Source organism: Segatella baroniae DSM 16972 = JCM 13447, from assembly GCF_000426585.1.
GTDB classification, from domain to species: Bacteria; Bacteroidota; Bacteroidia; order Bacteroidales; family Bacteroidaceae; genus Prevotella; species Prevotella baroniae.
In genome coordinates this window covers 399601-424699 of record NZ_AUFQ01000001.1, presented here as the reverse complement: position 1 = coordinate 424699, position 25099 = coordinate 399601, and the positions used below count along the sequence as shown (strand labels likewise).

The 25099-nt window shown below is 41.4% G+C and carries 20 protein-coding genes; 14 read left to right on the top strand and 6 right to left on the bottom strand.

Annotation, left to right across the window (positions count from 1 at the left end; all coding sequences use genetic code 11):
* Positions 1–776: 776 nt before the first annotated feature.
* The 3 genes from K334_RS0101860 to K334_RS0101845 form a co-directional block, all read right to left on the bottom strand.
* Positions 777–1145 (bottom strand): single-stranded DNA-binding protein, encoded by a 369-nt coding sequence (locus K334_RS0101860; protein ID WP_004345305.1) that lies wholly within the window; start codon positions 1143–1145, stop codon positions 777–779.
* Positions 1146–2392: 1247 nt separating this feature from the next.
* Positions 2393–2917, bottom strand: a complete 525-nt coding sequence (locus K334_RS0101850; RefSeq protein WP_154655520.1) for a hypothetical protein — start codon at positions 2915–2917, stop codon at positions 2393–2395.
* A gap of 95 nt (positions 2918–3012) precedes the next feature.
* The gene (locus K334_RS0101845) at positions 3013–3342 is read right to left on the bottom strand and encodes a hypothetical protein (protein WP_025882272.1); all 330 of its coding nucleotides are present in this window, start codon (positions 3340–3342) and stop codon (positions 3013–3015) included.
* A 544-nt stretch (positions 3343–3886) separates the two neighbouring features.
* Between K334_RS0101845 and K334_RS0101835 the strand changes: the two genes are divergently transcribed.
* From K334_RS0101835 to K334_RS13290, 8 genes are all read left to right on the top strand, one after another.
* Positions 3887–4834, top strand: coding sequence for an IS30 family transposase (locus K334_RS0101835; protein WP_007411771.1), 948 nt, complete (start codon positions 3887–3889; stop codon positions 4832–4834).
* Between the two features lie 352 nt (positions 4835–5186).
* Complete coding sequence (locus K334_RS0101830) at positions 5187–6449, top strand: DNA cytosine methyltransferase (protein ID WP_027444413.1); 1263 nt, start codon at positions 5187–5189, stop codon at positions 6447–6449.
* On the top strand, positions 6446–7231 hold the full coding sequence (locus K334_RS0101825) for a protein NO VEIN domain-containing protein (protein ID WP_025880907.1): 786 nt from the start codon (positions 6446–6448) through the stop codon (positions 7229–7231). Before K334_RS0101830 ends, K334_RS0101825 begins: the two co-directional genes overlap by 4 nt.
* 11 nt (positions 7232–7242) lie before the next feature.
* Complete coding sequence (locus K334_RS0101820; protein ID WP_025880905.1) at positions 7243–8709, top strand: ATP-binding protein; 1467 nt, start codon at positions 7243–7245, stop codon at positions 8707–8709.
* Positions 8710–11511: a Z1 domain-containing protein gene (locus tag K334_RS0101815; RefSeq protein WP_027444412.1), complete on the top strand. Its 2802-nt coding sequence runs from the start codon at positions 8710–8712 to the stop codon at positions 11509–11511.
* Positions 11495–12508 (top strand): PD-(D/E)XK motif protein, encoded by a 1014-nt coding sequence (locus K334_RS0101810; protein WP_306302559.1) that lies wholly within the window; start codon positions 11495–11497, stop codon positions 12506–12508. Before K334_RS0101815 ends, K334_RS0101810 begins: the two co-directional genes overlap by 17 nt.
* Entirely contained in the window at positions 12505–14868 is a 2364-nt protein-coding gene (locus K334_RS0101805) for an AIPR family protein (protein WP_025880902.1), read from the top strand. Before K334_RS0101810 ends, K334_RS0101805 begins: the two co-directional genes overlap by 4 nt.
* A 6-nt stretch (positions 14869–14874) precedes the next feature.
* The gene (locus K334_RS13290; protein ID WP_036889739.1) at positions 14875–15312 is read left to right on the top strand and encodes an Ea47 family protein; all 438 of its coding nucleotides are present in this window, start codon (positions 14875–14877) and stop codon (positions 15310–15312) included.
* A gap of 306 nt (positions 15313–15618) precedes the next feature.
* On the opposite strand, the gene K334_RS0101795 is transcribed toward K334_RS13290, so the two are convergent.
* From K334_RS0101795 to K334_RS0101785, 3 genes are all read right to left on the bottom strand, one after another.
* Positions 15619–16059 (bottom strand): very short patch repair endonuclease, encoded by a 441-nt coding sequence (locus K334_RS0101795; protein WP_238318968.1) that lies wholly within the window; start codon positions 16057–16059, stop codon positions 15619–15621.
* Between the two features lie 129 nt (positions 16060–16188).
* Positions 16189–16482, bottom strand: a complete 294-nt coding sequence (locus K334_RS0101790) for a helix-turn-helix domain-containing protein (RefSeq protein WP_025880898.1) — start codon at positions 16480–16482, stop codon at positions 16189–16191.
* Entirely contained in the window at positions 16479–16769 is a 291-nt protein-coding gene (locus K334_RS0101785; protein ID WP_014224069.1) for a helix-turn-helix domain-containing protein, read from the bottom strand. The genes K334_RS0101790 and K334_RS0101785 overlap by 4 nt, the downstream gene beginning before the upstream one ends.
* Before the next feature lie 559 nt (positions 16770–17328).
* On the opposite strand from K334_RS0101785, the gene K334_RS0101780 reads away from it, so the two are divergent.
* From K334_RS0101780 to K334_RS0101755, 6 genes are all read left to right on the top strand, one after another.
* The gene (locus K334_RS0101780) at positions 17329–18687 is read left to right on the top strand and encodes a virulence-associated E family protein (RefSeq protein ID WP_248623495.1); all 1359 of its coding nucleotides are present in this window, start codon (positions 17329–17331) and stop codon (positions 18685–18687) included.
* A 181-nt stretch (positions 18688–18868) separates the two neighbouring features.
* Positions 18869–19819: a DUF8464 domain-containing protein gene (locus K334_RS0101775; RefSeq protein ID WP_025880895.1), complete on the top strand. Its 951-nt coding sequence runs from the start codon at positions 18869–18871 to the stop codon at positions 19817–19819.
* 4 nt (positions 19820–19823) lie between these two features.
* Complete coding sequence (locus tag K334_RS0101770; RefSeq protein WP_025880894.1) at positions 19824–20285, top strand: DUF3408 domain-containing protein; 462 nt, start codon at positions 19824–19826, stop codon at positions 20283–20285.
* A gap of 357 nt (positions 20286–20642) precedes the next feature.
* Positions 20643–21074, top strand: coding sequence for a plasmid mobilization protein (locus tag K334_RS0101765; RefSeq protein WP_025880893.1), 432 nt, complete (start codon positions 20643–20645; stop codon positions 21072–21074).
* Positions 21058–22137: a relaxase/mobilization nuclease domain-containing protein gene (locus K334_RS0101760; protein ID WP_025880892.1), complete on the top strand. Its 1080-nt coding sequence runs from the start codon at positions 21058–21060 to the stop codon at positions 22135–22137. The genes K334_RS0101765 and K334_RS0101760 overlap by 17 nt, the downstream gene beginning before the upstream one ends.
* A gap of 259 nt (positions 22138–22396) precedes the next feature.
* Complete coding sequence (locus K334_RS0101755; protein WP_021588917.1) at positions 22397–25093, top strand: 3'-5' exonuclease; 2697 nt, start codon at positions 22397–22399, stop codon at positions 25091–25093.
* The last annotated feature ends 6 nt before the right edge of the window (positions 25094–25099 follow it).

Genomic DNA, 25099 nt, shown 5'->3' with positions numbered 1-25099 from the left:
AAAATTTTATTCTGGGCATCCCGATTCTCACCCCTTTTAGGTTTTTTGTTTCTTCGACCCGAACTTTTTTTTATCATTCCGGTGTAACCGTCATCTCGAACCTTTTATGTGCAAGGTTAAATCGCAGGTGTTAAGGGAACCTAAGGCAAAGAATTGGCCGGTAAAAGTTTTCAGGAAACCGTAATCTTTGATTTCGGAGGGTCATGAAAAGTTTTCCGCCAATAGGGAGCATTCCGGTGTTTGCCGTGTTCCCTGCCTGCGATACCTTTGCAGAATAAAAGTCGAAGATGACTACAAGCGGACGAAAAGTGAGGTCGAAATCAGAAACGGAAATGGAAAGATAGATATAAGTGAATGTAAAACAAGCACCGCAGGTGCAGCGTGTGTAGCCGTATGTCCGTATAGCTGTATATACGCCTATATGTATATACAGCTATATGTATTGTCGGTAAAAGGTTGGGTGTATAGACAGCCGGATATAAAGGAACGGCACTTGCCTTCAGGCGTGTGCCGGTTCCGTGGCCGGGTGTGGGGCGGCAGGCTCCACAAGAAGTATAGTCCTCTCTCCCGAAGCAGCTCTGACGGCAAGTCTGTGCTGTCTTGTGTCTGATGGAGTTCCGGCACGGAAGAAGACACAAGAGGGTTTAAGAAGTAGGCCTGCTTGCATGAAAGATAGGTATGGACACCGCCGTATGGCGTGATAGCAGATGCGATTGCAGCAGACATGAAAAAAGGAGACCCTTTTAAAGAGTCTCCCGTCTTTCGGAGTAAGGCTTTTACTTGGCCTTCCGGTTCTTCGCTTTAGGAGCGTCCTGCTTTTCTTCCCTGACAAAGGCGGTAACCTTTGTGGCGATGTTTTTCAGAACCGTGACGTTCTTACCGTCCTTGGTGTAGTTCTCCGGCTTGAAGAATCCCTCTACCGTAATCTCCTTGCCCTTCTTCAGCAGTTCCAAGGTAGCCGTATCGTCGTTCTTTACCCAAGTTTCAAGGCCTATGATCGAAGAGACCGTAGTGGTCTCGTTGCCTTTGCGTTCTGTGTGTTTGATGATGATACCGAAGCGTGCGATGGCAGCTTTTTCAAAGTTTTTAACTTCTGCATCCTTGCAAACATACCCCGTAACTGTGAAATTGTTCATTGCGTTCATAATTGTAATTTTTTAAGTTGATATTTATTTTACGTGCATAAAGGAGCAGGCAAGAGGAAGGTGTGCAAAGGCAAGGGATGACCGTTATTTTTTCATCTCCGACCATAGAGTTTTTGGATCAGGAGCAACCGCACCCCAAAAACTTGAAAAAATCACGAGGCAAGTCCCGGAGGGCGACCCTTGCGGAACACCGCTTGCGCTAACTTTGCAAAGGAAAATGGATGTCGGACTTATCTGAAAAATGAAAAGGACGCCATGAATGATTTGAAGTGAAGGGTAGCTGAAAGGATGAAACCAAGACCAGGAAGCTGTCACCGCTGCCGGTACCAAGAAAAACACACCGAGTGCATGGAAAAGAAAATGACAGTACCGCTGCCAGGCCCTGAAGCATGGGAGAATGAAGTCGTGCCAGCAAAGCTGCCGCTGCCGAAGAAGGGCAAGGATAGGTAAAGGGGTAAGCCGTCAGAGAACGTCCATGGACAGTAAGAGATACCATGATACAGTCTCGCTACTTGGCTCCACCGTCAGGGAGGAAGAGCGGAAGTCTCAAAGACAATGGTTGAAGAAGGCTGCAAGCCGTGCCATGGTAGGAGACGGAAAAGGGATGTACTACTATAAGGTCTGCAAGGCAATCCGCATAGATGTATGTTCGTATAGCCATATATACGTATATGCAGCTATACAAGAATGCACCTATATGACAATATGGAAATATAGGAATACGACAATAAAGATATGCCGCTATATAGAAAGAAAGGTAAGTACTCTATATCCAACAATGTGGGCAGTGTCTGCAAGTCTCTGCCCTTCCGCTTTTGGGAGCTTTTTCCTGTGGCGTGCCGGAAGGTGAAAGCGACCCCGGCGGACAGGATCCGGCAATGTCCTTGACATTCAATCCCGAAAGGAGCCGGTTCATAATCAGGGTGTGGGGCGGTAAGCCCCACCGAAAAAACCACGCTCCCATACAATTAGACATATAGGAGCGTGGAAACTTCATAAAACAAATTTCCGTAAATCAATCAGTACAGACTTGAATACGGCTTTATCATATCCTTCCTTTTTCAGAAGAGCCAACATACGCTTTGAATAAGCATTGGCTTGTGTCTTGCTCATGCCAAATTTGCTTTGCATCGGTCGGTTAGGGCGCATAGTCTGCACTTCGTAACTTTCTCGATAAATCGGAACATAAATTATTCGCTTGATGACTTCTATTCTTGGATACCTAAGCATAATGTGTTATTTATAAATTAAAACAGTTCTAATTGGCAGGGGTTGAACAACTTTCTGTAAGACTTAATCTTATTCATCGTATCCTTAAGTATTGGAAGAGCAGATGAACCTCTTGTTTCGAGTTTGTTTGCATCATTATTCGGGTCACCGTCTCTGAATAGAATTTCGTCAATGACCCGTTGACAATTTTCCTCTACACGGTTTAAGGCAGCGGAGACAGCTTCTTTCTCGGTATTGTAACCGTCTTTTAGTGTGTCAATATAAGTTGCACCACAGCAACCGCCTTGTGTCCAAAAATTATAACTAAGTCCAAAGTCCCATCGCCCATTGTCTGATTGCGCTGTTGTAACCTTAAAGAAACAGACTTTTTTAGCCCAATCAATTTTAATATGTGGTGTCAGACACACATCGGCAATATTGAAACAAAATTCTTTATATGTATGCACAACCTTTGGTGGATTCCCTTTCAAATAGTTACACCATTCCTTAAATGTAAATCTCTGACCTGTACACCGGCATTTATAGTGAATTTCTTTATTCATTTGTTTGATATTCATTTTATGAAACACAGTCATTATCTTGTTTTATAGGGTACAAACTATTCAACAATTTTGCAAATCCTATTTTTGAGTTGTTTTTATGCTGCGTTTACAAGTTTCCAAAGTTCCTCTTCAGACTTGACTTCTGTCCCGTTGTAATAAAAATGGGTATCAAGCGATCCGTTGATATAGCTGTCGAACATTTCTCGGCTGCAATCCATTGTGTCAACAAAGTAATAAACGACTTTAAGCCAAAGTATTTCCATGAGGCAATTTCTCACATTTGAGGTGTTGTATCCGGCCACCTCTATCGCTTCGTCCAAGTCTTCATCTGTCCAATCATAACCGAAGTTAGTTTTGAACTCATCTAACTGACTGTCCCAATTAGAAAAACCTAATGCTGCTAAAATCATTTCGTTGTTTGACATAATCTATTATTTTATGAAGTTGTTATTTATTCTGGGCATCCCGATTCTCAATCTTTTTATAGTTTTTTCGTTTCTTCGACCCGAACTTTTTTTTATCATTCCGGTGTAACCGTCATCTCGAACCTTTTATGTGCAAGGTAAGATCGCAGGTATTAAGGGAACCTAAGGCAAAGAATTGGCCGGTAAAAGTTTTCAGGAAACCGCAATCTATGATTTCGGAGGGTCATGAAAGGTTTTCCGCCAATAGGGAGTATTCCGGTGTTTGCCGTGTTCCCTGCCTGCGATACTTTTGCAGAATAAAAGTCGATGGATGACTACAAGCGGACGAAAAGTGAGGTCGAAATCAGAAACGGAAATGGAAAGATAGATATACATCAAATAAATAATACAGGAAGAGACTTTTTGCAGTAGCCTATTGAATAAAAAAGACTACAAAGCGTAAGTATTAAAAAATCATAAACATAGGCATTATAAGCCTCGTGTTAAAATTATTTAATTAAAATAATAAGATCAATTATCTCATTAAGTAACAGATTATACATTTATGTACAACCATTTAACTTCACAGCAAAGATACGCAATTTCAACTTTTATTCAAAACGGATGGAGCAGGGCAAAGATAGCAGACTCGATAGGAGTTAATCATTCTACCGTTACTCGTGAAATCAACCGCAACAGCGGAGTCCGTGGAACTTATAATTGGGAGACTGCCCAGAAAAATGCCGACTATAGAAAGATACGAAGACCAGGCAACCGCGCCATTTCTCAAGAGATAAAGGATGAAGCAGTGCGGCTATTAGTGGAAGAACAGTGGTCTCCGGAACAGATTTCGGCAGTTTTAAAGGAACGGGGTATGTCAATATCTCATGAGACTATATACAAGATCATCCGCACAGACAAGAAGAATGGAGGGTCTTTGTATCTTTACTGTCGTCATAAACTTAAACACCGGGCACGTCCAGTAAGTGGCAGTGGATCAATTATTTGTAATAGGGTAAATATAAGCGAAAGACCGGAAGAAGCAGATGGTAGACGCTTTGGTGATTTCGAGATGGACACCATTGTAGGCAAAGGGAACCATGGAGCCATACTGACCCTTACTGAAAAAAGTACAGGCATGTTGTTTATGAGAAAGTTGAACAAAGGAAAAGAAGCCAAAGAACTGGCAAAGACGGTTGTTCGAATACTAATGCCATATAAAGCTTTCCTTAAATCAATAACGACTGATAACGGTTTGGAGTTTGCCTGTCATGAATACATTACAAAAAAATTGGGTGTTACGGTCTACTTCACCGATCCGTATTCATCATGGCAAAAAGGTTCGATTGAAAATCAGAACGGTCTTATCAGGCAATATATCCCCAAATCATCCACTTTTGAAAATATCAGTCATCAGTTTGTTACCAAAGTTGCTGACAAAATAAACCGTCGCCCAAGAGAAAAATTAAATTTTCGTACCCCTTTTGAGTGTTTTTACGAAAATATTCTTTAACTTTGCGGGCGGTGCATTTGCATGTTGAAACCGCCTAAGAATGAGTTGTGCCTGATAGCAAAAGTTTATGAAAGCAGAGGGTGTAACTTGTTTTTGTCAAAGAAAAGGAGAATTCCGGCAAGGCAATTAACTCTCAGAAATTATATTGAAAAGTTTGTCCTGCCAAAGAAAACAATTGTTTTCTTTGGCAGGACAGCATATTTTACCTATCTTTGCATTGAAAACAAAAGTTGTTTGAAACGATAGTAAATCAGTGGAATTCATTTGAGTACTAATTAAATCATAACCCTTTTAATTGTATAAGTGCTTATAATCAAGGAGTTATAAAGAGTTGATTTTTTAAGTCATTGAAATGCTTACATTTCTAGATTTATTTGCAGGCGCAGGAGGATTGTCCGAAGGTTTTATTCGGGCAGGTTATACCCCTTTAGCACATATCGAAATGGACAAGTATGCCTGCGACACACTGAAAACCCGTGCTGCTTTTCATTGGTTAAAAGCCAACAATCAATTACAAAAATACAAAGATTATCTTTATAATAAACAGGAAAAAACCGATGGCAGCAAACTTTGGGCGCAAGTTCCGCAGGAAATAACTGACAGCGTTATTCACGAGACTATCGGCGAAGGTACCATAGAAAATATTTTTGCAAAGGTAGATAAACTCAAAGGCGATAAGCAGGTTGATATTATCATTGGTGGCCCGCCTTGTCAGGCTTATTCTGTGGCAGGCAGGGCAAGAATGGGCAAAGCCGCGGAAGAAGACCCTCGCAATGAACTCTATAAGTATTATGTAAAGTTTCTTGAATATTATCAACCTGAGATGTTTGTATTTGAAAATGTTTTAGGTATCCGAACTGCCAAGAAAGGGCAACCTTTTGAAGATTTGAAACGGCTTGTAGATAAAGCCGGGTATATGATGGAAGACCATATACAAATAGCTTCACAATATGGTGTTTTACAACATAGGCAAAGGGTAATTATTGTGGGCTGGAGAAAGGGCACGAAATTTCATTACCCTGAACTGAAAATAGAACAAAATAATTACGAAGTACTAAAAGATTTATTTTCCGATTTACCGGAACGCAAGCATGGAGAGGGTCAGTTATGCAAACCAATTCTGTACACAAAGCCTCTTTCAAAAATGGAATATCTGAAAAAATCAAGTATCCGCAGTAGTGATTTTGATTTTACAACACAGCATATTGCCAGACCAAACAATGCAAACGACCGCGAAATATACAAAATGGCAGTTGACATGTGGCTGAACGAAAAGAAACGTATTGATTATTCGAAAATTCCTGCTCACCTTCAACACCACAAGAATAAGGAAACATTTCTCAATCGTTTTCAGGTTGTTGACCCTTATGGGTGTTGCCATACAGTTGTTGCCCATATTGCTATGGATGGACATTATTACATTTATCCGACACTTTCCCCAACAATAGAAAATGTTCGTTCAATAACCGTTCGCGAAGCCGCCAGACTACAATCTTTTCCAGATGATTATTTTTTTGAAGGTAGCAGAAGTGCAGCATTTAAGCAAATAGGTAACGCTGTTCCTGTAGTTTTAGCTCATAAAATTGCAGAAGAAATAAAAACAATATTCTTATGAATAATAATATTTTAGCCATTATTGTAGCCTTTTATCTTTCAAAATTCAATCAAGAAGGAGTGGGAAATCTAGGCTTTAACTCATTTAATGAGGTTTTTGATAAAACAGCTGACCTGTTAAATGTCAAGAGAAATTATGTTAAATTGCGACGTGATGAATTTGATCCGATTTATCCATGGCGGCAAGGATGGAAAAGACCAATGGACAAAAGAATTATCAGAACGATTGAAATTTTAGATGAATTGGAAGAACCAGATGTGCGGGATATAGTCAGCAACATATTATATAATCCATTCTATAGAGAAACAGAGGATTTAAAAAATATTGTAAATCTCATAACACACACAGAAAAAAGTAAAGTAGAAATGGGAAATTTTATTTTAAGATGCCCAACAGGAAAAGCCGCAGAGGAATTTTTCTATAATTTTTATATTCAAAATCAGTTACCCATTAAAGGAAATTTATCAGATTGTCGAGATTTGGGTTGTGGGTATGACTATAAAATTACAGATACTAACTCAAACGAATTTTATGTAGAAGTTAAAGGCATTTCCGATATGTCAGGGGGAATTCTTTTTACTGATAAAGAATGGAAAATTGCTATGAAACAAAAAAAAAGATATTTTCTATGTATAGTTCGAAATTTGAATAACAAACCAGAATTGGAATTCATAAACAACCCTTCACAATTTATAAAACCTACAAAAAACATCAGAACAACATTGCAAATCAATTGGAGTGTTTCTGACAAAGAGCTGAAATCCATAAATAATAATTCTTAAAATATTGATTTATGGATTACTCAAAATACCAGAAAGCGGCAGCAACCCCTGAAGCCGCCTCAATGATAGAAACATTCCGAGCAATCGGCTACAATCTTGAAACTGCTATAGCGGATATTATCGACAATTCCATTTCTGCCAATGCTCGCAATATCTATATAAATCGTATATGGAGAGGTGGTCAGTCTATTATTACAATAAAAGACGATGGAGATGGTATGAATAGTAATGAGATAATCCAAGCGATGCGACCAGGTGCACAAAACCCCTTATCTGACCGCTCTGAAAATGATTTAGGGCGTTTTGGATTAGGATTAAAGACGGCTTCATTTTCTCAATGCCGCAAACTTTCTGTACTAAGCAAACGAAAAGATTATGTTTCCGCCTTTTGGTCGTGGGATTTGGATTATGTTGCTCAAAGTGATAAATGGGAACTATTACAATGGATGCCAGAAGAACTTAAAGGAGAACTAGAAAGCTTATTGTCTGGAACACTCGTTGTATGGTCAGATTTAGATAGAGTTTTGCCAACAAATACTCTTGAAGCCGACGAAAATGCGAAACGCCGATTTTCTGATGCTTTGGATAAAGTAAAAAAGCATATTGCAATGACCTTCCATCGCTTTATCGAGGATAAAACAATCAAAATATATTGGGGCGAACATGAAATCGAAGCTTGGAATCCGTTTTGCCCAAACGAAAATAAAACACAAGAACAACCTAGCGAGAATATTAACGGTGGAGCCAAAATGAAAGGATATGTTTTGCCACACAAAAATAATTTCTCGTCAGAGCAAGAATACAAAAGAGCTGAGGGAATAAACGGATATCCAGCACAACAAGGTTTTTATATTTATCGCGGCAAACGCTTACTTTTGGCAGGCGATTGGCTGGGGCTATTCCGCAAAGAAGAACATTACAAGTTAGTCCGCATACAAATTGATTTGCCAAATAAACTTGATACCGAATGGCAAATTGACATTAAAAAATCAAAAGCATATCCGCCCGCAGTTTGTCGTGAACAGTTGCTCTCTTATGCAAAAACCATACGTGCCATTGGTTCGGAGGTTTATCGACACAGAGGTAAAATCTTGAAGCAGCGAGCTGGACAAAATTTTCAACCGCTTTGGCTGGAGAAGAAAAAAGATAATAAATGGTCATTTGTGGTTAATCGTGAACATTTAATGATTCAGGATTTGAAAGATTTGGCAAAGGAAAAACCAGAACAAGCAATTGAAAAACTGTTGAGGTTTTTAGAGGAAGCAATCCCTACAAAAACTATATATATTAACGAAGCACAAGGTGAAGAAAAACAGAAAACACCATTTTCTGATGTTAATACAAATCTGATAAAAGAGGTACTTGCTGTAATGTACAATAATCAAATTGGCCAGGGTAAAACGCCTGCACAAGCAAAAGCTCTGTTGAAAATACAGGAGCCATTTAACAATTACGAAGACTTAATCGAGCAACTATAAATGAATGATAATTACCAAGTAGCGATAGAGATATGCCAGAGTATAATTGGCAGAAAAGCAAGTGTTACTGACAGCGAGATAAACGAAGCGGCCATTAAGGCAAAAATGATTTATCCAGACGTTGATGCTGTAAAGTTGAAAAACGATTTACTTTCAATGTATAGCGTTAAGATTGATGCATTCCAAATTTTGGAAGGCAGAGAACGCCGCGAGCCTTGGTTGAAAGATTTTCGGGCAAACAAGATGTCAAAGTGGGAGTTTTGGATGCGCTATGCAGAATATTTGGAAAAGCATAAAAAGTTTGCGCCAAGTGTAATTTTGCAATTGGATGAGCTGACCGACAGAGTCTTGGACAAACTTTTTAACCCTCAACGCAATGAAATTCAAATCTCGAAAAAAGGACTTGTTGTAGGACAAGTTCAATCAGGTAAAACGGCTAATTATACAGGGCTTATTTGCAAAGCTGCTGACGCAGGGTTTAATCTTATCATCGTTTTGGCAGGTATTCACAATAATCTGCGAAGCCAAACACAGAACCGCATAGACGAAGGTTTTTTAGGCTTTGATACGCAATACGAAAGAGCCTACACAATGAATAATACAACAAAAATCGGAGTTGGACTTATTCCTGGTTTTGATAATGCTATAGCCAATTCATATACGACAAGTCTGGAAAAAGGTGATTTCACAAGCAGAGCAACCAATACGGCAGGCTTCAATTTCAATGCACCACAGCCAATTCTATTAGTTGTAAAGAAAAATGCTTCTGTTTTAACCCGTTTGTACAAGTGGTTGCAAACCCAGACCATAAATGAAAAAATCACAAACAAATCTCTGCTTATTATTGACGATGAAGCAGACAATGCCTCTATCAATACCAATCGTAAAGAATTGGACCCTACAACGATAAATAGAAATATTTGCAGCATAATTTCTCTATTCAATCGTTCTGCTTATGTTGGCTATACAGCAACGCCATTTGCCAACATTTTTATTCCGCAGAACGAGGACGATTTGTTTCCACGTGACTTTATCATTAATATTCCTGCCCCAACAAATTATATTGGTCCCGAAAAGGTTTTCGGTACTTCTATAATTCCAGATGATACAAACAGCGATTTGCTTCCAATAGTCTATCCCATAAAAGATTATGATTTTTTTGTGCCACAAGGACACAAAAAAGATGATGACAAACCAAAATTCGAAGATATTCCTGAATCTCTGAGAATAGCAGTAAAATGTTTTATCGTTACTTGCGCTATCCGAATAGCCAGGGGGCAGGGTACAAAACACAATTCAATGCTCATTCATATTTCTCGTTTTCAAATGTGGCAAAACCACATAAAAGAGTTAGTCGAAAATCTTTTCAATTATTACAAACACGAGATTGAAGCGAGCGACACTGCTATTTATGAAGAATTTCGTAAGATTTTGGAAGATGACACAGCAAATTACAAATCATACAAAACTATAACCAACGAAATAAAAGAGTCAAAATTTAGCGATATTGACAAAAATTTATCTGTACACTCGTGGGAAGAAATCAAACCTGTGCTTTTTAAGGCAGTACAGAAGATTGAAGTAAAATCAATTAACGGAACTTCGGGCGATTGTTTGACTTACTACGAAAACGAAAAGAACGGAATTTCAGTAATCGCTATCGGCGGGGATAAACTTTCACGAGGTTTAACCTTGGAAGGACTCTCGGTAAGTTACTTCTTGCGTGCCTCAAAAATGTACGATACACTTATGCAAATGGGGCGTTGGTTTGGATATCGCCCCGGATATGTTGATTTGTGTCGCTTATTCACAAGCGAAGAGCTGAATGAATGGTTCAGACACATAACTATTGCAAGTGAGGAGTTGCGAGGCGAATTTAACTATTTGGCTGAATCGGGAGGAACACCGGAAAATTACGCTTTAAAAGTCCGCACCCACCCTGGCAGTCTGCAAATTACTTCTGTTTCAAAAATGCGCTATGCAAAACAGATTTCCGTTTCATGGGCGGGCAGATTGATAGAAAGCTATCAACTACCAATGGATAAAGGCATTAAGAAAAGAAATTTGATTGCAACTGACAGTTTTATTTCAGCACAAGGAATGCCGGAAAAGAAAGGCAACAATTATTTGTGGCGTAATGTTTCGCCCGATGATGTTTGTGATTATCTCTCAAAATTCAAAGTTGCCGATAGTCTAAAAAAAGTTGATCTGGATATGATTAGTAATTACATTCAGGAACTCGTGAAAAAGGGCGAATTAACCTCATGGAGTGTAGTTGTAATGAATAAAAATCAACCTGCAGTACAGTATACATTTTCAAGCAGCATACAAGCGGGCTGTTTTGACCGTAACCGCGCCGAAGATACAAATTGGAACACTTACTACATTCGTAAAAATCACATTGTTGGAAATCAAACCGATGAATTTATTGATTTGGACGAAGATTTGATAAACGCAGCATTGGAACGGACACGGCAGCGAAAGGCAGAGCTAAACAGAGTTTGGGACAAAGATTATCCTGCACCCGAAATTGTTCGACAAGAATTCCGCCCGCGTACAAATCCGCTTTTGCTGATTTATCCGCTTAATCCTGAATGTGCAAATGTCAAGGATAAACATGGAAATATACAAAATGGCACGATTTCGTACAGCAAAACAGACGATCCATTTATTGGTTTTGTAATATCGTTTCCAAGCAGCAGTACCAACATTGCAATTTCATACGCAGTAAATCAGGTTGCAGAATTTGCAGAAACAGAGATTTTATTTAACAACGAAAACGATAATGTTTATGACGAATAGTAATCACATATCCAAATTGTGGAAAACGTTGGAGGAAGAGAAGAATACCGGATTGGTTAAACGCCTATATTCAAGCGACATACCTTTTTATGTTTATGCTACATTTCAGTACCCTGAAATGTATTATGGCATAGCATTTACTTTCAGTAACAATATACACATGGATATTTCTTCATTCGTCAATTTGAGAGAATTGAAAGTTATGTTATTAGCCGATACCACTTTCCCAAACTCTCGTCTATTGATAATCCAATTGTTACACCCTAACAACCGAGATGTTTTCGCTATTTTGTGTAAAAACCTGATACAGTCGGTTATTACTCTGAATACCGAAGAGAAAATAAGTCGGACTATTGTCAATCAGCTGGAAAAATGGAAAATGCTTTTTGATAAAAACAGTTCGACAGGTTTAACACCTGATGAGCAACAAGGACTTTTCGGTGAATTACATTTTTTGAGAAAATTTTTAGCACAATTCAATAACAGACCCAATAGTGTGCTTAACACTTGGGTTGGTGTTGATAGGGCATTACGCGATTTTCAGGACAATAGTTGGGCAGTGGAAGTCAAAACTACCTCAACCAATAATCCGCAGACAGTAACCATCAACGGAGAAAGGCAGTTAGACGAAACCTTGCTCAACAATCTATTTTTATTTCATCTTTCAGTCGAGATTTCAAACGGTAACGGACAAACGCTTTGCCAAAAAATTTCCGAAATTCGTAAGTTTCTCGAAAATGACACACCTGCTTTGTCGCTTTTTAATGCCAAACTGTTTGAAGCCGGATATCTGGATAGACATGAACCGTTTTATCAGGACAAGTTTTACCAAATCCGCAGCGAGAATTTTTACAAAGTTGAAAATAATTTTCCTCGCATTAGAGAGAATGAACTTCGCAGTGGTGTAAGCGATGTAAGATACGCTGTCATTCTTGCAATGTGCGATGAGTATTTAGTTTCTGAAAATCAACTATTCAACACACTTAAACAATCATGAATGAAATAAATAAATTCTATCAGTCATTATTGTCGGATATTGTTTCGTTGCAGGCAGGTAGCGAAGAAGGCGATACACAAGAACAGACATTTACACGCCTTGCCGTTGAAATGCTTGCAGAGGCAGGCGAAACCGAAAATGCCGCCATTGCCTATGATGAAAAAGCACTAGGCACACGCAATCAGCATAAAATAAATGCCTACGCAATATCGGACAATTACGAAACAGTCGATTTATTTATCTCTATTTTTGACAATTCCGAGGCAATAAAAAGCATTTCAAAAGCCGATATAGAGACAGCCACAAAACGAATCACAAACTTTTTCCGTAAAGCCATCTACAACGACTATGCAAATGAAGTTGCTGAATCGTCGCCAATTTTTGAATTTGCCAATACATTAGCTAATTTTCAAGAGCTAAAAGACAATCTTGTTCGGGTAAATGTTATAATCCTTACTAACGGTGAATACAAAGGCGATTTTCCGCAGAGTGCAACTATTTGCGGATACAATATGTTTTACAAGGTAACTGATACAAATTATCTGTATAAAATTTCAGAACAGTCTCGTGTGCCAATTGAACTTGATTTTGAGGATTTTGAAGGTGAAAAATTTGAAATTCCCTGTTTATCTGCTCCAACTGATAACCCCGATTATAAATCGTACATTGCAATCATCCCTGGTACTTGTTTGGCAAAACTTTATGAAAAATATGGGGCACGGTTGTTAGAACAAAATGTACGCTCATTTCTGCAATTCACAGGTAAAATAAACAAGGGCATACGTGATACTATTAAAACAGAACCACATATGTTCTTCGCATTCAACAATGGTATTGCCGCTACTGCCGACCATCTGGTGCTTGACAAAACCAATCGTTATATACGAAAAATCAGTAATCTACAAATTGTAAACGGAGGACAGACAACTGCCTCAATATACAACACCGCAAAGAAAGATAAAGCGGATATTTCAAACATTTTTGTACAAGTAAAATTTTCAATTATTGAAAAACCTGACCAATACAGTGAAATTGTGTCTCGCATTTCTCGTTATGCCAACACTCAAAACAAAGTTAATGATGCTGACTTTTCGGCGAATAATCCCGCTTTGGTTGCTTTTGAAAAACTATCTCGTCACATATTGTCGCCAATAACAAGTGATAGCAATATGCAGACATGCTGGTTTTTCGAACGTGCACGTGGACAGTACAAAACTTTGCGAAGCAGAGAAGGGTTTACCAAATCACGCCAAAAAGCATTCGACCTGAAATACCCAAAAAATCAGATGTTCTCCAAGGTAGAACTTGCAAAATATATAAATGCATACCAAGAAATATACGATGGCAGGAAATTAGTAATTAGTCCAAATATTGTAGTGCGAGGAAACGAAAAAAACTATGCAAGGTTTATCAATAATAATATTCCAGATAATATTAAGAAAATCAATAATGTGTATTTTGAAGATGCAATTGCAAAATGCATTTTGTTTAAAACTGCAGAAAAACGTTATGGAACAAAGCTAAACGATTACAATATTGGTGAATTGCGACAAGTAGTCGTACCTTATACGCTGTCGTTATTAAATATTTTAACAAACGATAAATTAGATTTGTTTAAAATATGGAAAAATCAGAAAATATCGCAAGCATTGTCCGATTGTATTTATGATTTGATGAAACAAGTAAATCAGTTCATTTTGGATAATTCTCCCGTAACACACTACATTGAATGGGCTAAAAAAGAGGAGTGTTGGGAGCAAGTCAAAAAATATTCTTGGACTTTCAATGCCAATGATATAAAAACCGAACTGATAGACGAAACCAATCCACCAAAACGAAATACAGTAGCTGATAATGAAAATAAAGAGAAGACAGCTCAACACGAAGAGGGTATTATTCGCTCAATTCCATTTGCTTTGTGGAAAAAGATTGAAAAGTGGGGACGTGATTCTGGCTTTTTGTCGATTAATCAACAGACGACAGCAAGCGACGCGGCATACAAAGTCAAGAATAACAGAAATTTTAATGATTCTGACCGCAGTAGAGCAATGGCAGTTTTTGAGAAAGTTTGCCAGCACAATATAGAGTTATTAGAAGAAGCTGACAGATTAGCAGTACAAGAAGAATCAATTACAGAGACTATCCATAGTAAAAACGATAATACAGCTTCAACCGAAATTACTTTGGAATTAATTCGAAAAATGGTTGATTGGGACAGACGTAAACGTATTTTGGAAGATTGGAAGTGGAAAGTGATGAATGATGTTTTACAAGGACGAAAAACATTGGATGACCGTAAAAGATATACGTTCTACCTGAATTTAGAAAAATTGAAAAAACACGGGTTTACAGAAAATTGAAGTGTAATGAGAAGTTTTGGGATAGTAGAAGACAAAATAAAAGAAACAGACTTTTTCTTATCTAAATTAGAGGAATCAACACGCAATCAAGATATTTTTTTGGGCGCAAGATTTTATTTAAGTGCTTTTACAAGTGCCTCGCGAAGTATAACTTTTTCATTGCAAGCTGCAATGAAGGGCATTCCTGATTTCAAAAATTGGTATGAACAACACCAAAACATATTAAAACAAAATGATTTAGCCAAGTATTTTGTAGAAGTCCGAAATCTATCTCAAAAAGTTGGGTGTTATCCACTAAGTAGTGGAAGAATATTTCGTGATGAAGAGAATCAAATGCAAGTACAATATTTTTTTGACTATTTTTTAGACGAAAAAATTGATGGTCTAATTCCCAAAGATGATGTTATTACTGCTTGTAAAAAATATTTTGTTTTATTACTATAGCTTATTAGTGATTGCTTTAAAACCTTTGGCCACATCATTGATCCTGTAGAATATTTTGTATATATCATCACAGCAGGCGGGAAATCATTCGATGATATTGAAGAAGAATTAGGTTTCCCTAGAAAATGGACTGATATCGGAGGAATACCCTATGAAGAAAGAGTAAAAATGCTACGTCATCATTTTGAAAAAGATGTAACTATAGATTATGTTTTTGAAAAGTACTTGGGAACTAATAGATTTGGCGATAAGATTATTTGAATTAGTCTTTTAAAGACTTATATTCAACGAGTTTTTCAGCAATAATTAGATTTCGTTTGCGCGTTCTTGATAAAACTTCATAGAAATTTTCTTCGTCATGTTTACGAGTATTTCCGCCTCAACTCTATCAATTAATGGCGTAAGGTTCTGTTTGTGAGTATGTCTTATTTCACACTCCCAAACCGCTAATACATTCCAACCCAAAGCCGTAAGTTTTTCGGCATTAACCTTGTCCCTTTCAGCATTTGAGGTGATTTTATCAATCCAGAATTTTGTATTTGTTTTCGGAATGTAGGCATATTTACAATCCTCGTGTCCATGCCAAAAACAGCCATGTATAAAGATTACCGTTTTATATTTTGGTAAAACAATATCAGGCTTCCCTGGTAGTTTTTTATCGTTTACACGATACCGAAATCCTCTTGCAAAGAGAGCCTTGCGCAATGCCAATTCCGGTTTTGTATTCTTTGACCGAATTCTTGACATGCATTCTGACCTCTTTTCCTTATTCCAAATATCCATTAGGGAGTATCTTTCCTGCAAAGATATGTTTATAATTTATTTCCCGGAAAGAAACCTATAAAATTATCCAACACATAGTTTTTATAATGTATTTTAGGGCTTATAGTTTTCTTTCAAAAGCTTCTCCAAGTCAGAAGCCTTATAGAGTATTTTCCCTGCAAACTGCGTATAGGGAATAACCTTCCTATCGCGGTAGTTCTGCAAGGTGCGAGGACTGATATACAGTCGCTCGCACACTTCCTTGCCCGTGAGGAAAAGTTCGCCTGCAAAGAGTGGCTTGTGTGTCTGTGCCACTTCCACAATCCGTTTCCCTACACCTCTCAATGCCGAGACGACCAACTGCATCTCGTCCGTCTCCATGTTCAAATCTCTTGCTGTTTCCATCATATCTGTCTGTTTTTAGGTTTGTTCGACTTCGTAAGAAGCAATGCTTCCACATCCTCGCGCTTGTAATAGCACTTGTGTCCGATTTGTGTAAACGGCAGCACACCCGTATCCCGATAATGCTGCAAGGTGCGCTTGCTGATGTTCAGCAGTCGGCACACATCGCCGTTGTGCAGCCAGTCCGTGTGTTTACTCTTCTCTCCGAATGCCTTGTGGCAGCATTCTGCAAGGCTCAAGATTTCATCCCGAAGCTTTGCCCAATTGGTTTCCGTAATGACGTAATAGTTCATAATCATATTTTGTTATTGTTTGTTATTTCAGTTCTGTCCTGTTTCCATCGGCAAAGGTAATGGAGTGCGTGCGCCTCTCAAAGCCGTGGGGAACAGCAGGGAAGTATCGGGAAGAATAAGGAAAGGGGCAATCCGCATCATCGGTTCGCATTTGCGTTTTCCTGCCCCGTCTTTTTTCTTTTGTTGCAAAGACAATGCAAGCGAGTGCAGAGGAAAGTTCACTTATCCTTTGCCGAGCGCAGCTTGTCTTATGCAAAATTAATATTGGATATTTCTTATTCCATCACTTTTCATTCAAGTGGCAGCTTGTGGCGCTGTTACAGGGACAAAAGAGACAGACAGATTGATATTCTCGTCACTATCCAAATGAGGCTAACAAGATAATCAAAGCAAACGACTGCATCTGAAAGCCAACGACGACATCGATATTTCGGCCAATCTTTTCTTCTTACCACCCGATTTTTGCTTAATGAGGCAATAAATGCCCTTCTTTTTGACTTGCTTCCCTAAGAATTTAGCAGCAAACAGATGCAATATTATGCAAGAAGTCTCTGAATGATTGGGAGTTACGCATTCTCACCCTAACTTCACTCTTGGAAACCAATTCAAGGAAATAATGAAAAGAGAAGCAGATGCAGGCAATATAAACGACAAGCAAAATCACAATCGCAGGGGTAGCTCGTCCAAGAATGCAGAGATAGAAGCCTACCTCTCCATGCACTACGAGTTCAGATACAACACGGTTTTGGACAGAACAGAATACCGTAATAGGAGTTGTAGTCATTTTGCAAAGGTTGGTCGTTATGAAATCAACACGCTCCGTAGGGAACTCGATTGCGAGGAAGGCATATCAACTTCCTCCGAGAACCTGTATTCCATCATCGAGAGTAGCTTTTCTCCCCGTATCAACCCTGTGCAAGAGTATTTCAAAGAGTTGCCCTTGATAGATATAGGTGATAGCAGTAGCTGTGATGATGACGGTTGCAGGGATAGTAATGTATCTTCTTTTTCACCGAAAACAATTTTCGATTTGGCAAGCTGCGTTGTTGTCCGCAACAATGAAAAGTGGTTGCCGTACCTTACCAAGTGGCTTGTGGCGGTGGTCGCCAACGCAATGGACGACCGCGAGTGCCGTAACCACACCTGTCTTGTACTGACAGGTGAGCAGGGAAAGTTCAAGACAACGTTTCTCGATTTACTCTGTCCACCTAAACTGCACGGTTACAGCTATACGGGCAAGATATACCCACAGGAGAAAGATACACTCACCTATATCGGTCAGAATCTTATCGTAAACATAGACGACCAACTAAAAGCCCTCAATAAGCGGGACGAGAACGAACTGAAAAACCTCATCACCTGTCCGATGGTCAAGTACCGCATGCCCTACGACAAGTACATGGAAGAGCATCCCCACTTGGCAAGCTTCGTAGCATCGGTGAACGGCAACGACTTTCTTACCGACCCGACAGGCTGCAGACGGTTCCTGCCCTTTGAAGTTCTTTCCATAGACATAGAGAAAGCCAAGCGTATTTCAATGGACAATGTCTATGCTGAAGCCAAAGCTCTGTTAAAGTCAGGTTTTCGCTATTGGTTTGATGATGATGAGATAGCCGAGCTATACAGGGAGAGTGAAGACTTTCAAGTACAGACCGCAGAGATGGAACTTTTGTTGCGTTGCTTCGAGAAACCAGCGGAGGATGAAAGCTATTCGTTAATGACCACTACGGAGATACTCACCTATTTGGATATTTATACCCACCAGCCACTTGTTGCCAAGCGTATGGGCGAAGCCTTGAAGAAAACAGGATATATAAAGGTGAGCAAACGAAGAAACGGAGGTAGCTCCATCTATGTCTACAAGATTAGAAAAATCTTGCCCTGCCCACTCCTTCAAACTTGTAGTAGCCAAATGTAGTAGAATGTGTAGTATCGTCCTATATCACAAAGTACTACTGATTATCAATTACTTATCACAAAATAGTATGTAGTAAGAAGAAAGATGAAAAAGTTTGGAGGGGAAAAATTTTGAAAACGGTAAAACCATAAAACAGACAAACATAAATATTTATCATTCAACCCATTAAAGTATCAAAACAATGAAAGAAGAAGATTTATCACTTATCAAGCGATATTCCATCGTGGAGTATCTCGAAAGGAAAGGTATCAGACCTGTCCACAAGACACCGACCTATGCAATGTACCGTTCACCGCTCAGGGAGGAAACACATCCGAGTTTCAAGGTGGATATGGAAAAGAACCTTTGGATAGACTATGCCGAAAGCAGGGGCGGAAGCATCATTGACCTTTGTATGCGTTTGGAAGGCTGTACGCTCTCGGAAGCCATCTGCCGTTTGGGGCAGAACGCTTTAGAGCATATAGCGCACAGCTATTCAAAGACTGAACCCCGTATTGGTCTCAACCAGACAACTACAAGACAAGTAAGCGGTACAAGGAGACTGATATGCCTATCAGACACCTTGCCGCCGTACCTGCAAGAGTATCTCAAAAAGGAACGCTGTATTGATTTAGAAAAGGCAACACCCTTTCTCAAATGTATCAGTTACGAGGTAAGAGGAAGAAGATATGAAGCCATCGGCTTTGCCAATTCTTCGGGTGGGTATGAGCTTCGTGATGATAAGACTTTCAAGGGAACGGTTGCCCCGAAGGACATTACCTCGATATTTGAGAACAAGGCAAAACCAGTCTGTTTGTTTGAGGGCTTTATGGACTTTCTTTCTTTTCTTTCAATGAAAGAGAAAGTAGCCAACCAATGCCTCGTGATGAACTCTGTGAGCAACATTGGAAGAAGCATTCACTACCTGAACGAGAGGAATATAACCTCCGTTCGTGCTTTTCTTGACAATGACGATGCAGGGCGAAAAGCAGTGCAGGAATTTGTAAATGCAGGTTTTAAGGTAGAAGATATGGCAGTGTATTATAAAGACTTCAAAGACCTCAACGATTTTCATGTCAGCCGTGTCCGTGAGCAGCATAAATCTCAAACAACAAGTAATAAAATAAAACAAGTCAAACTTAAAATAAAATAGAGTGATGAACAAGGAAAAAAGAAACATGGAAGAAATAGATCGTTTCATAGGAAAAACTTTTGGTATCAGTCAAGCTGAAAATTCAAGTGAACAAACTGTCTCTGAATTCTGGGCAAGGGGAATGAAACTTATTCAAGGGCAAAAGGAACAAGAAGCAGAACATGCCATAGAGCATGCCACGCCATCCGAGCCTGCACTGCATACAGAGAACACAACTGTTCAAAGACGCATCAGTGCCAAGATGAGAAAAGAAACACTCGAAGCATACAAGCAAGCGTTCCTCGTTCCGACAAAGCTAAGCGAGAGAAAAGCGGTCTATCTGAGCAGAGAGACACAGGAGCGTGCCGACTTCATTGTCCGTAGGTTGGGTGATAAGGGAGCCAACGTGTCGAGCTTCATCGAAAACCTTGTGCGTATCCATTTAGAGGAATACGGTGAGGATATAGAAAAATGGAGGAAGTTGTGAACCGCAATAAAAAAGTCGAGGGTTTTCAGAAAAAGGATGTCCCTTTCATCCAAAACCCTCGACACTTTTCAGAGAGTAAGGCAACGAACTTTTGCTAAAAACACAGAATGGTGGGAACGCCACGAACGCAGTTAGATACTGAATGCACGGCATTCATTTTTGGACGACAAAACGCTTTATGCGTAAACGGAACGTTAGCTGACATTGCAAGACGTCAGTTTGTACCCACAAACTGCGCTTGCTCCCCTCGTCAGACTATCGGGGAGATTAGACCGTAATCACTCTGTTCTCATCGGTCAGTGTTCTCAAATTAAGCAACAACAAATCATCTAATGATTAACTCTCAAAGGAACTTATATGAACAGATACAAAGGAAAGACTGCCAAGTCGCAGCAACAAAATAAGGAAGAACAGCGGATGAACAAGACGGAGTTCATCAAGGTAAGATGTACTTTAGAGGAAAAGCAGCGTATCAAGTCAAAGGCGGAAAGCACAGGACGGAAGTTCTCAGACTACTGCCGTGAGATACTTCTTAATGGAGAAGTAATAGCTGTTCCCAAAATGACCACCAATGAAAAGGAAGCCATCGAAGTACTCAGACGAACAGCCTATTTCTTCTCACACATTTCCAACCTTATCAAGATAAAGGATGATGCGTGGGTACTGGTTACTCAAAGTCTTTCTTATTTGGCAAGGGAAGCATTTAAGCGTTTCTTTAATCCCAAATACCGTATTGAAGAAAGGGCAATTAAACTCTTAAATTTGATGGAGAATGATAGGAAAATGTAAGGCGATAGCACACGGAAGTACGGCTTTAGACTATATTTTCAGAGAGGGAAAGCTTGGCAGTCGGCTTGTCTTCCATAATCTTTGCAGCGGAGAACCGAAGGCTATCTACGAGGAAATGAAGATGGTCAGCGATTACAACACACGATGCAGAAACAAGTTCCTCCGCATCGAAATCGGTATAGCACCACAGGATGAAAGAAAGCTACCTGTGTCAGAACTCATGCGGATAGCTCATCTGTTTGCCAAACAAATGGGACTTGACAACCACCAATGGGTCGCAGTAACGCACAAGGATACCGACAACAGGCATATCCATATTATTGCCAACCGCATCAGCCTTTACGGAGAGGTCTATGATACCACTTTTGTGAGCAACAGGGCGGCAAGAGTGGCGGAGGAAATCAGCCGCTCGAAAGGCTTGACCATTGCAAAGGAAGTAAAGGTGGAAAGGATGTATCAGAAAGCAAAATCCAATCCTACGAGAGAGCAAACAAAGCAGCAGGTACAAAAGATTTGTTATGCCTTGTTGGATAAATATAAAGGCGGTGGCATATCAGGGCACTCCATGTTTCTCTACGAATTGAATAAGAGCAACATTATCATAGAGCGCATGAAAAACAAGCAGGGAAAAGTCTATGGTTTGAAGTTCTCCTTTGGTGGACAAAGTTTCAAGGCTTCCGAAATCGGCAGGGAGTTCGGCTACCACTCTTTGCAAAAGAACTTTGAGATAGCTAATAAAGCCGAATTAAAGGAGATGATAACAAAAACTCCCGCAATGACGCACGAGACCGCAAAGAATAAAACTCAACCGGATACAGGCTATCAACTTGTTCCTCCCAGCCGTTCGTACACACCGCCGAAAAATACAAATGTCAATTCGTCTATTGCACAAGCTGTAGGAAATGTTGCAAGCACTGCCTTGAATGCAGCCGAAGAAATGATTTCGGGAGCAGGTGGACTTATCAATCCACAGACACACGGTGATGATTATGCCGAAACGGCATGGCAGCACAAACTCAGAAATCAAGCCAAGAAAAAGAAGAAGCGAGGAAGAGGAATATAACCATTCTCCTCATTTCTTTCTGCTTCCATTCGCTGTGCTTTCGGCGTGTCAAAGTATGGCGGCAGCATTCCCTTTTACGTTATTTGTCCTCGTAATCCTTGTTTTTAACATGTTTTCTATATCTGTCCTAAATAAAAACTGTACATTTGAGGCTGGAAATAAAAGGCTGGATATGAAACGACGGCAAATGGCCACCGGTTGAAATGGCTTGCCGCTGGCGACAGAAAGACGTCCACCTTATCATATATAGACTACAAATATGTTTCATCCCGATACCTTTCAGCAGGAAGTCATTGACGCGCAGAGCGGTTTCCACCTTGTTCTGGCTTCGCCCGGCTGTGGAAAGACGCAGATATTGTCCGAGCGCATTCACCGCGCGCACGCTGCCGGCGTACCTTATCGCGACATGCTGTGCCTCACGTTTACCAACCGCGCCGCCCGAGGTATGCGCGACCGCATAGGACAGACAATTGGCCAGGACGAAATCGGGGAGCTGTTCATCGGCAATGTCCACCGGTTCTGCGCCAAATACCTCTTCGACAATGGGTTCGTCGCGGCCGACTCGTCCATCATCGACGATGAAGATGTCATCAGCATTATAGCCCGTTATACGGGTGAGGACGAGCTGGCGGTGGCCCAGAACACGCGGCGGCGACGGGAATATTCCACGGTCATGCAGCTGTCGCACCTCATGTATCAGATTGCGCAAGACCACCCACGGGCTTTGCGGGCGCATCCCGAGAGCCTGGACGGCAACGACATCGAAGCGATGAAGGTGATTTGCCGTGTACAGAAAATGGAGTTCACCGCCCAGACCATGCTCGACGTCTATCGCCATGCCGACTTCTACCGCGACGCCGCTCGCAATGTGGGCTATGACGTGGGGGAGCGGCAAGCCATTCTTGCGCTGCTCCGCAAGTTGGAGCTGGCTTGTCGGTATGAAGAATACAAGCGGGAGAACCGGCTGCTCGACTTTGAAGACCTCTTGATGATGGCCTATGACGAACTGATGAAAGACAACGAGGCTAATCCGCATTATCCCTGGATGCAGGTGGATGAGGTGCAAGACCTCAATCCGTTGCAACTGGCCATCGTCGACCTGGTCGGTCCACGCCCCGAACGCCCCGAACCGCATGGCTGCGCCTTGTATCTGGGCGACTCGCAACAGGCCATCTTCTCTTTCATGGGTGCCAAGCTGTCGACGCTCGACGTGCTGCGGCAACGTTGCCGTGGGCATATCCATTCGTTGCAGGTGAACCATCGCTCCCCCAAGTATCTGCTTGATGTCTTCAACACCTATGCGGAGGAGATTCTGCACATCGACGCCTCGCTCCTGCCGAAGACCGACTATGAGCCTGTTACGATAGGCAATGAATTGCAGATAGCACCCTCGACGGTCATAGAAACGGAATATCTCGACGCCGCTCAGATTGTGGCCCGGCTGTCACATGACTTTCCCGACCAGACGACGGCGGTCATCGTGAATGCCAACCGCGACGCCGACCTCGTCAGTCAGGCTTTGCTGGAACAGCATTTGCCCCATTTCAAGGTGTCGGGCGACGACATTTTCTCTTCTTTCGAGGTGAAGACGTTGTTGTCACATCTCAACGTGCTGGCCACGGAAACGAACTTTTTGGCCTGGACGCGCCTGCTGCGCGGGCTCCGGGTGTTTGAGTCGAACACGTCCGCACGCAATTTTGTCCGCTCATTGCTCAACCGTGCCATGTTGCCCTCCGACTTTCTGTTGTTCGACAACGCCACCTACGTGCAGCGGTTTGCCGAGGCCTATGGGCGACAGACGGTTGTCATCTTCGATACGGAGACCACCGGACTCGACATTTTCCATGACGACATCTTGCAGATTGCGGCGGTCAAGGTGCGTGGCGGCAGGGTGGTGGACGGCTCGGCATTCAGTGTTTATCTCCAAACCGACCGTGAGATTCCCCGCATGTTGGGCGATGTGGTCAATCCCATCGTCGAGGAACGGCAGCGCCATGAGCTGTTGTCACCCGCCGAAGCGCTGCGGCGTTTTGTTGAGTATGCGGAGGGTGGGGTGCTGCTGGGGCATAACGCCGATTACGACTACCATATCTTGGACTATAATCTGCGGCGTCATCTACCCGACTACAGGCTTGCCGAACACCATCCCGCTTATTTCGACTCCCTGAAACTGGCAAGGCTGTTGGCGCCCGGACTGCCCAGTTACAAGTTGAAATACCTGCTGCAGGCACTCCATTTGGAAGGCGAGAACTCGCATTTGGCCGACGCCGACGTCAATGCCACACGCAGTTTGGTGGAATATTGCCATCGAAAGGCCATGGAGGTCATCCCTGCCCAGCAAGCTTTCATGGCCGAAAAGCGCGTCGCCACACGTGTGGAAGTCTTGCGCAAGCACTATCGTGAACGCTACCTTGCGGCGCGTGGACAACTTTACACGGCTGGAGTGACGGAGGTGTTGCGGTCGTTCTACGACGGAATGGTGGCCGAAGGGCTCATGAACGAGGTGGGGAAGTTGCCGCTGATACTGCGCTATGTGGAGCGCGACCTGCTGGGAGAGGAGCGCGACGGCATGGCGGTGACGCAGCTGGCAGGCCACTTGGTGGAGATGAACACGCTGAAAGAAGCCGACCTTTGCGGCAGCAGTGCCGTGACGGAGCGTGTCTTCGTGTCGACCGTCCATAAGGCCAAGGGGCTTGAATTTGACAATGTGCTCATCTTCGACGCCATCGAAGACCGCTATCCGAACTATTTCAGCAAGGGCAATCCGCAGTCGATGGCCGAAGACGCACGCAAGTTTTATGTGGCCATGACACGCGCCAAGCGCCGCCTGGTGGTCATGCAGAGCACCGTGCGCATGGACTACAGAACCCATCAGCCCGTCGAGCGCCGTCTGACACCCTTCATGCGGCCGCTGTTGAAATATTTCTCTTATCTGCAACTTTCGACCGATGTATGACGTCTA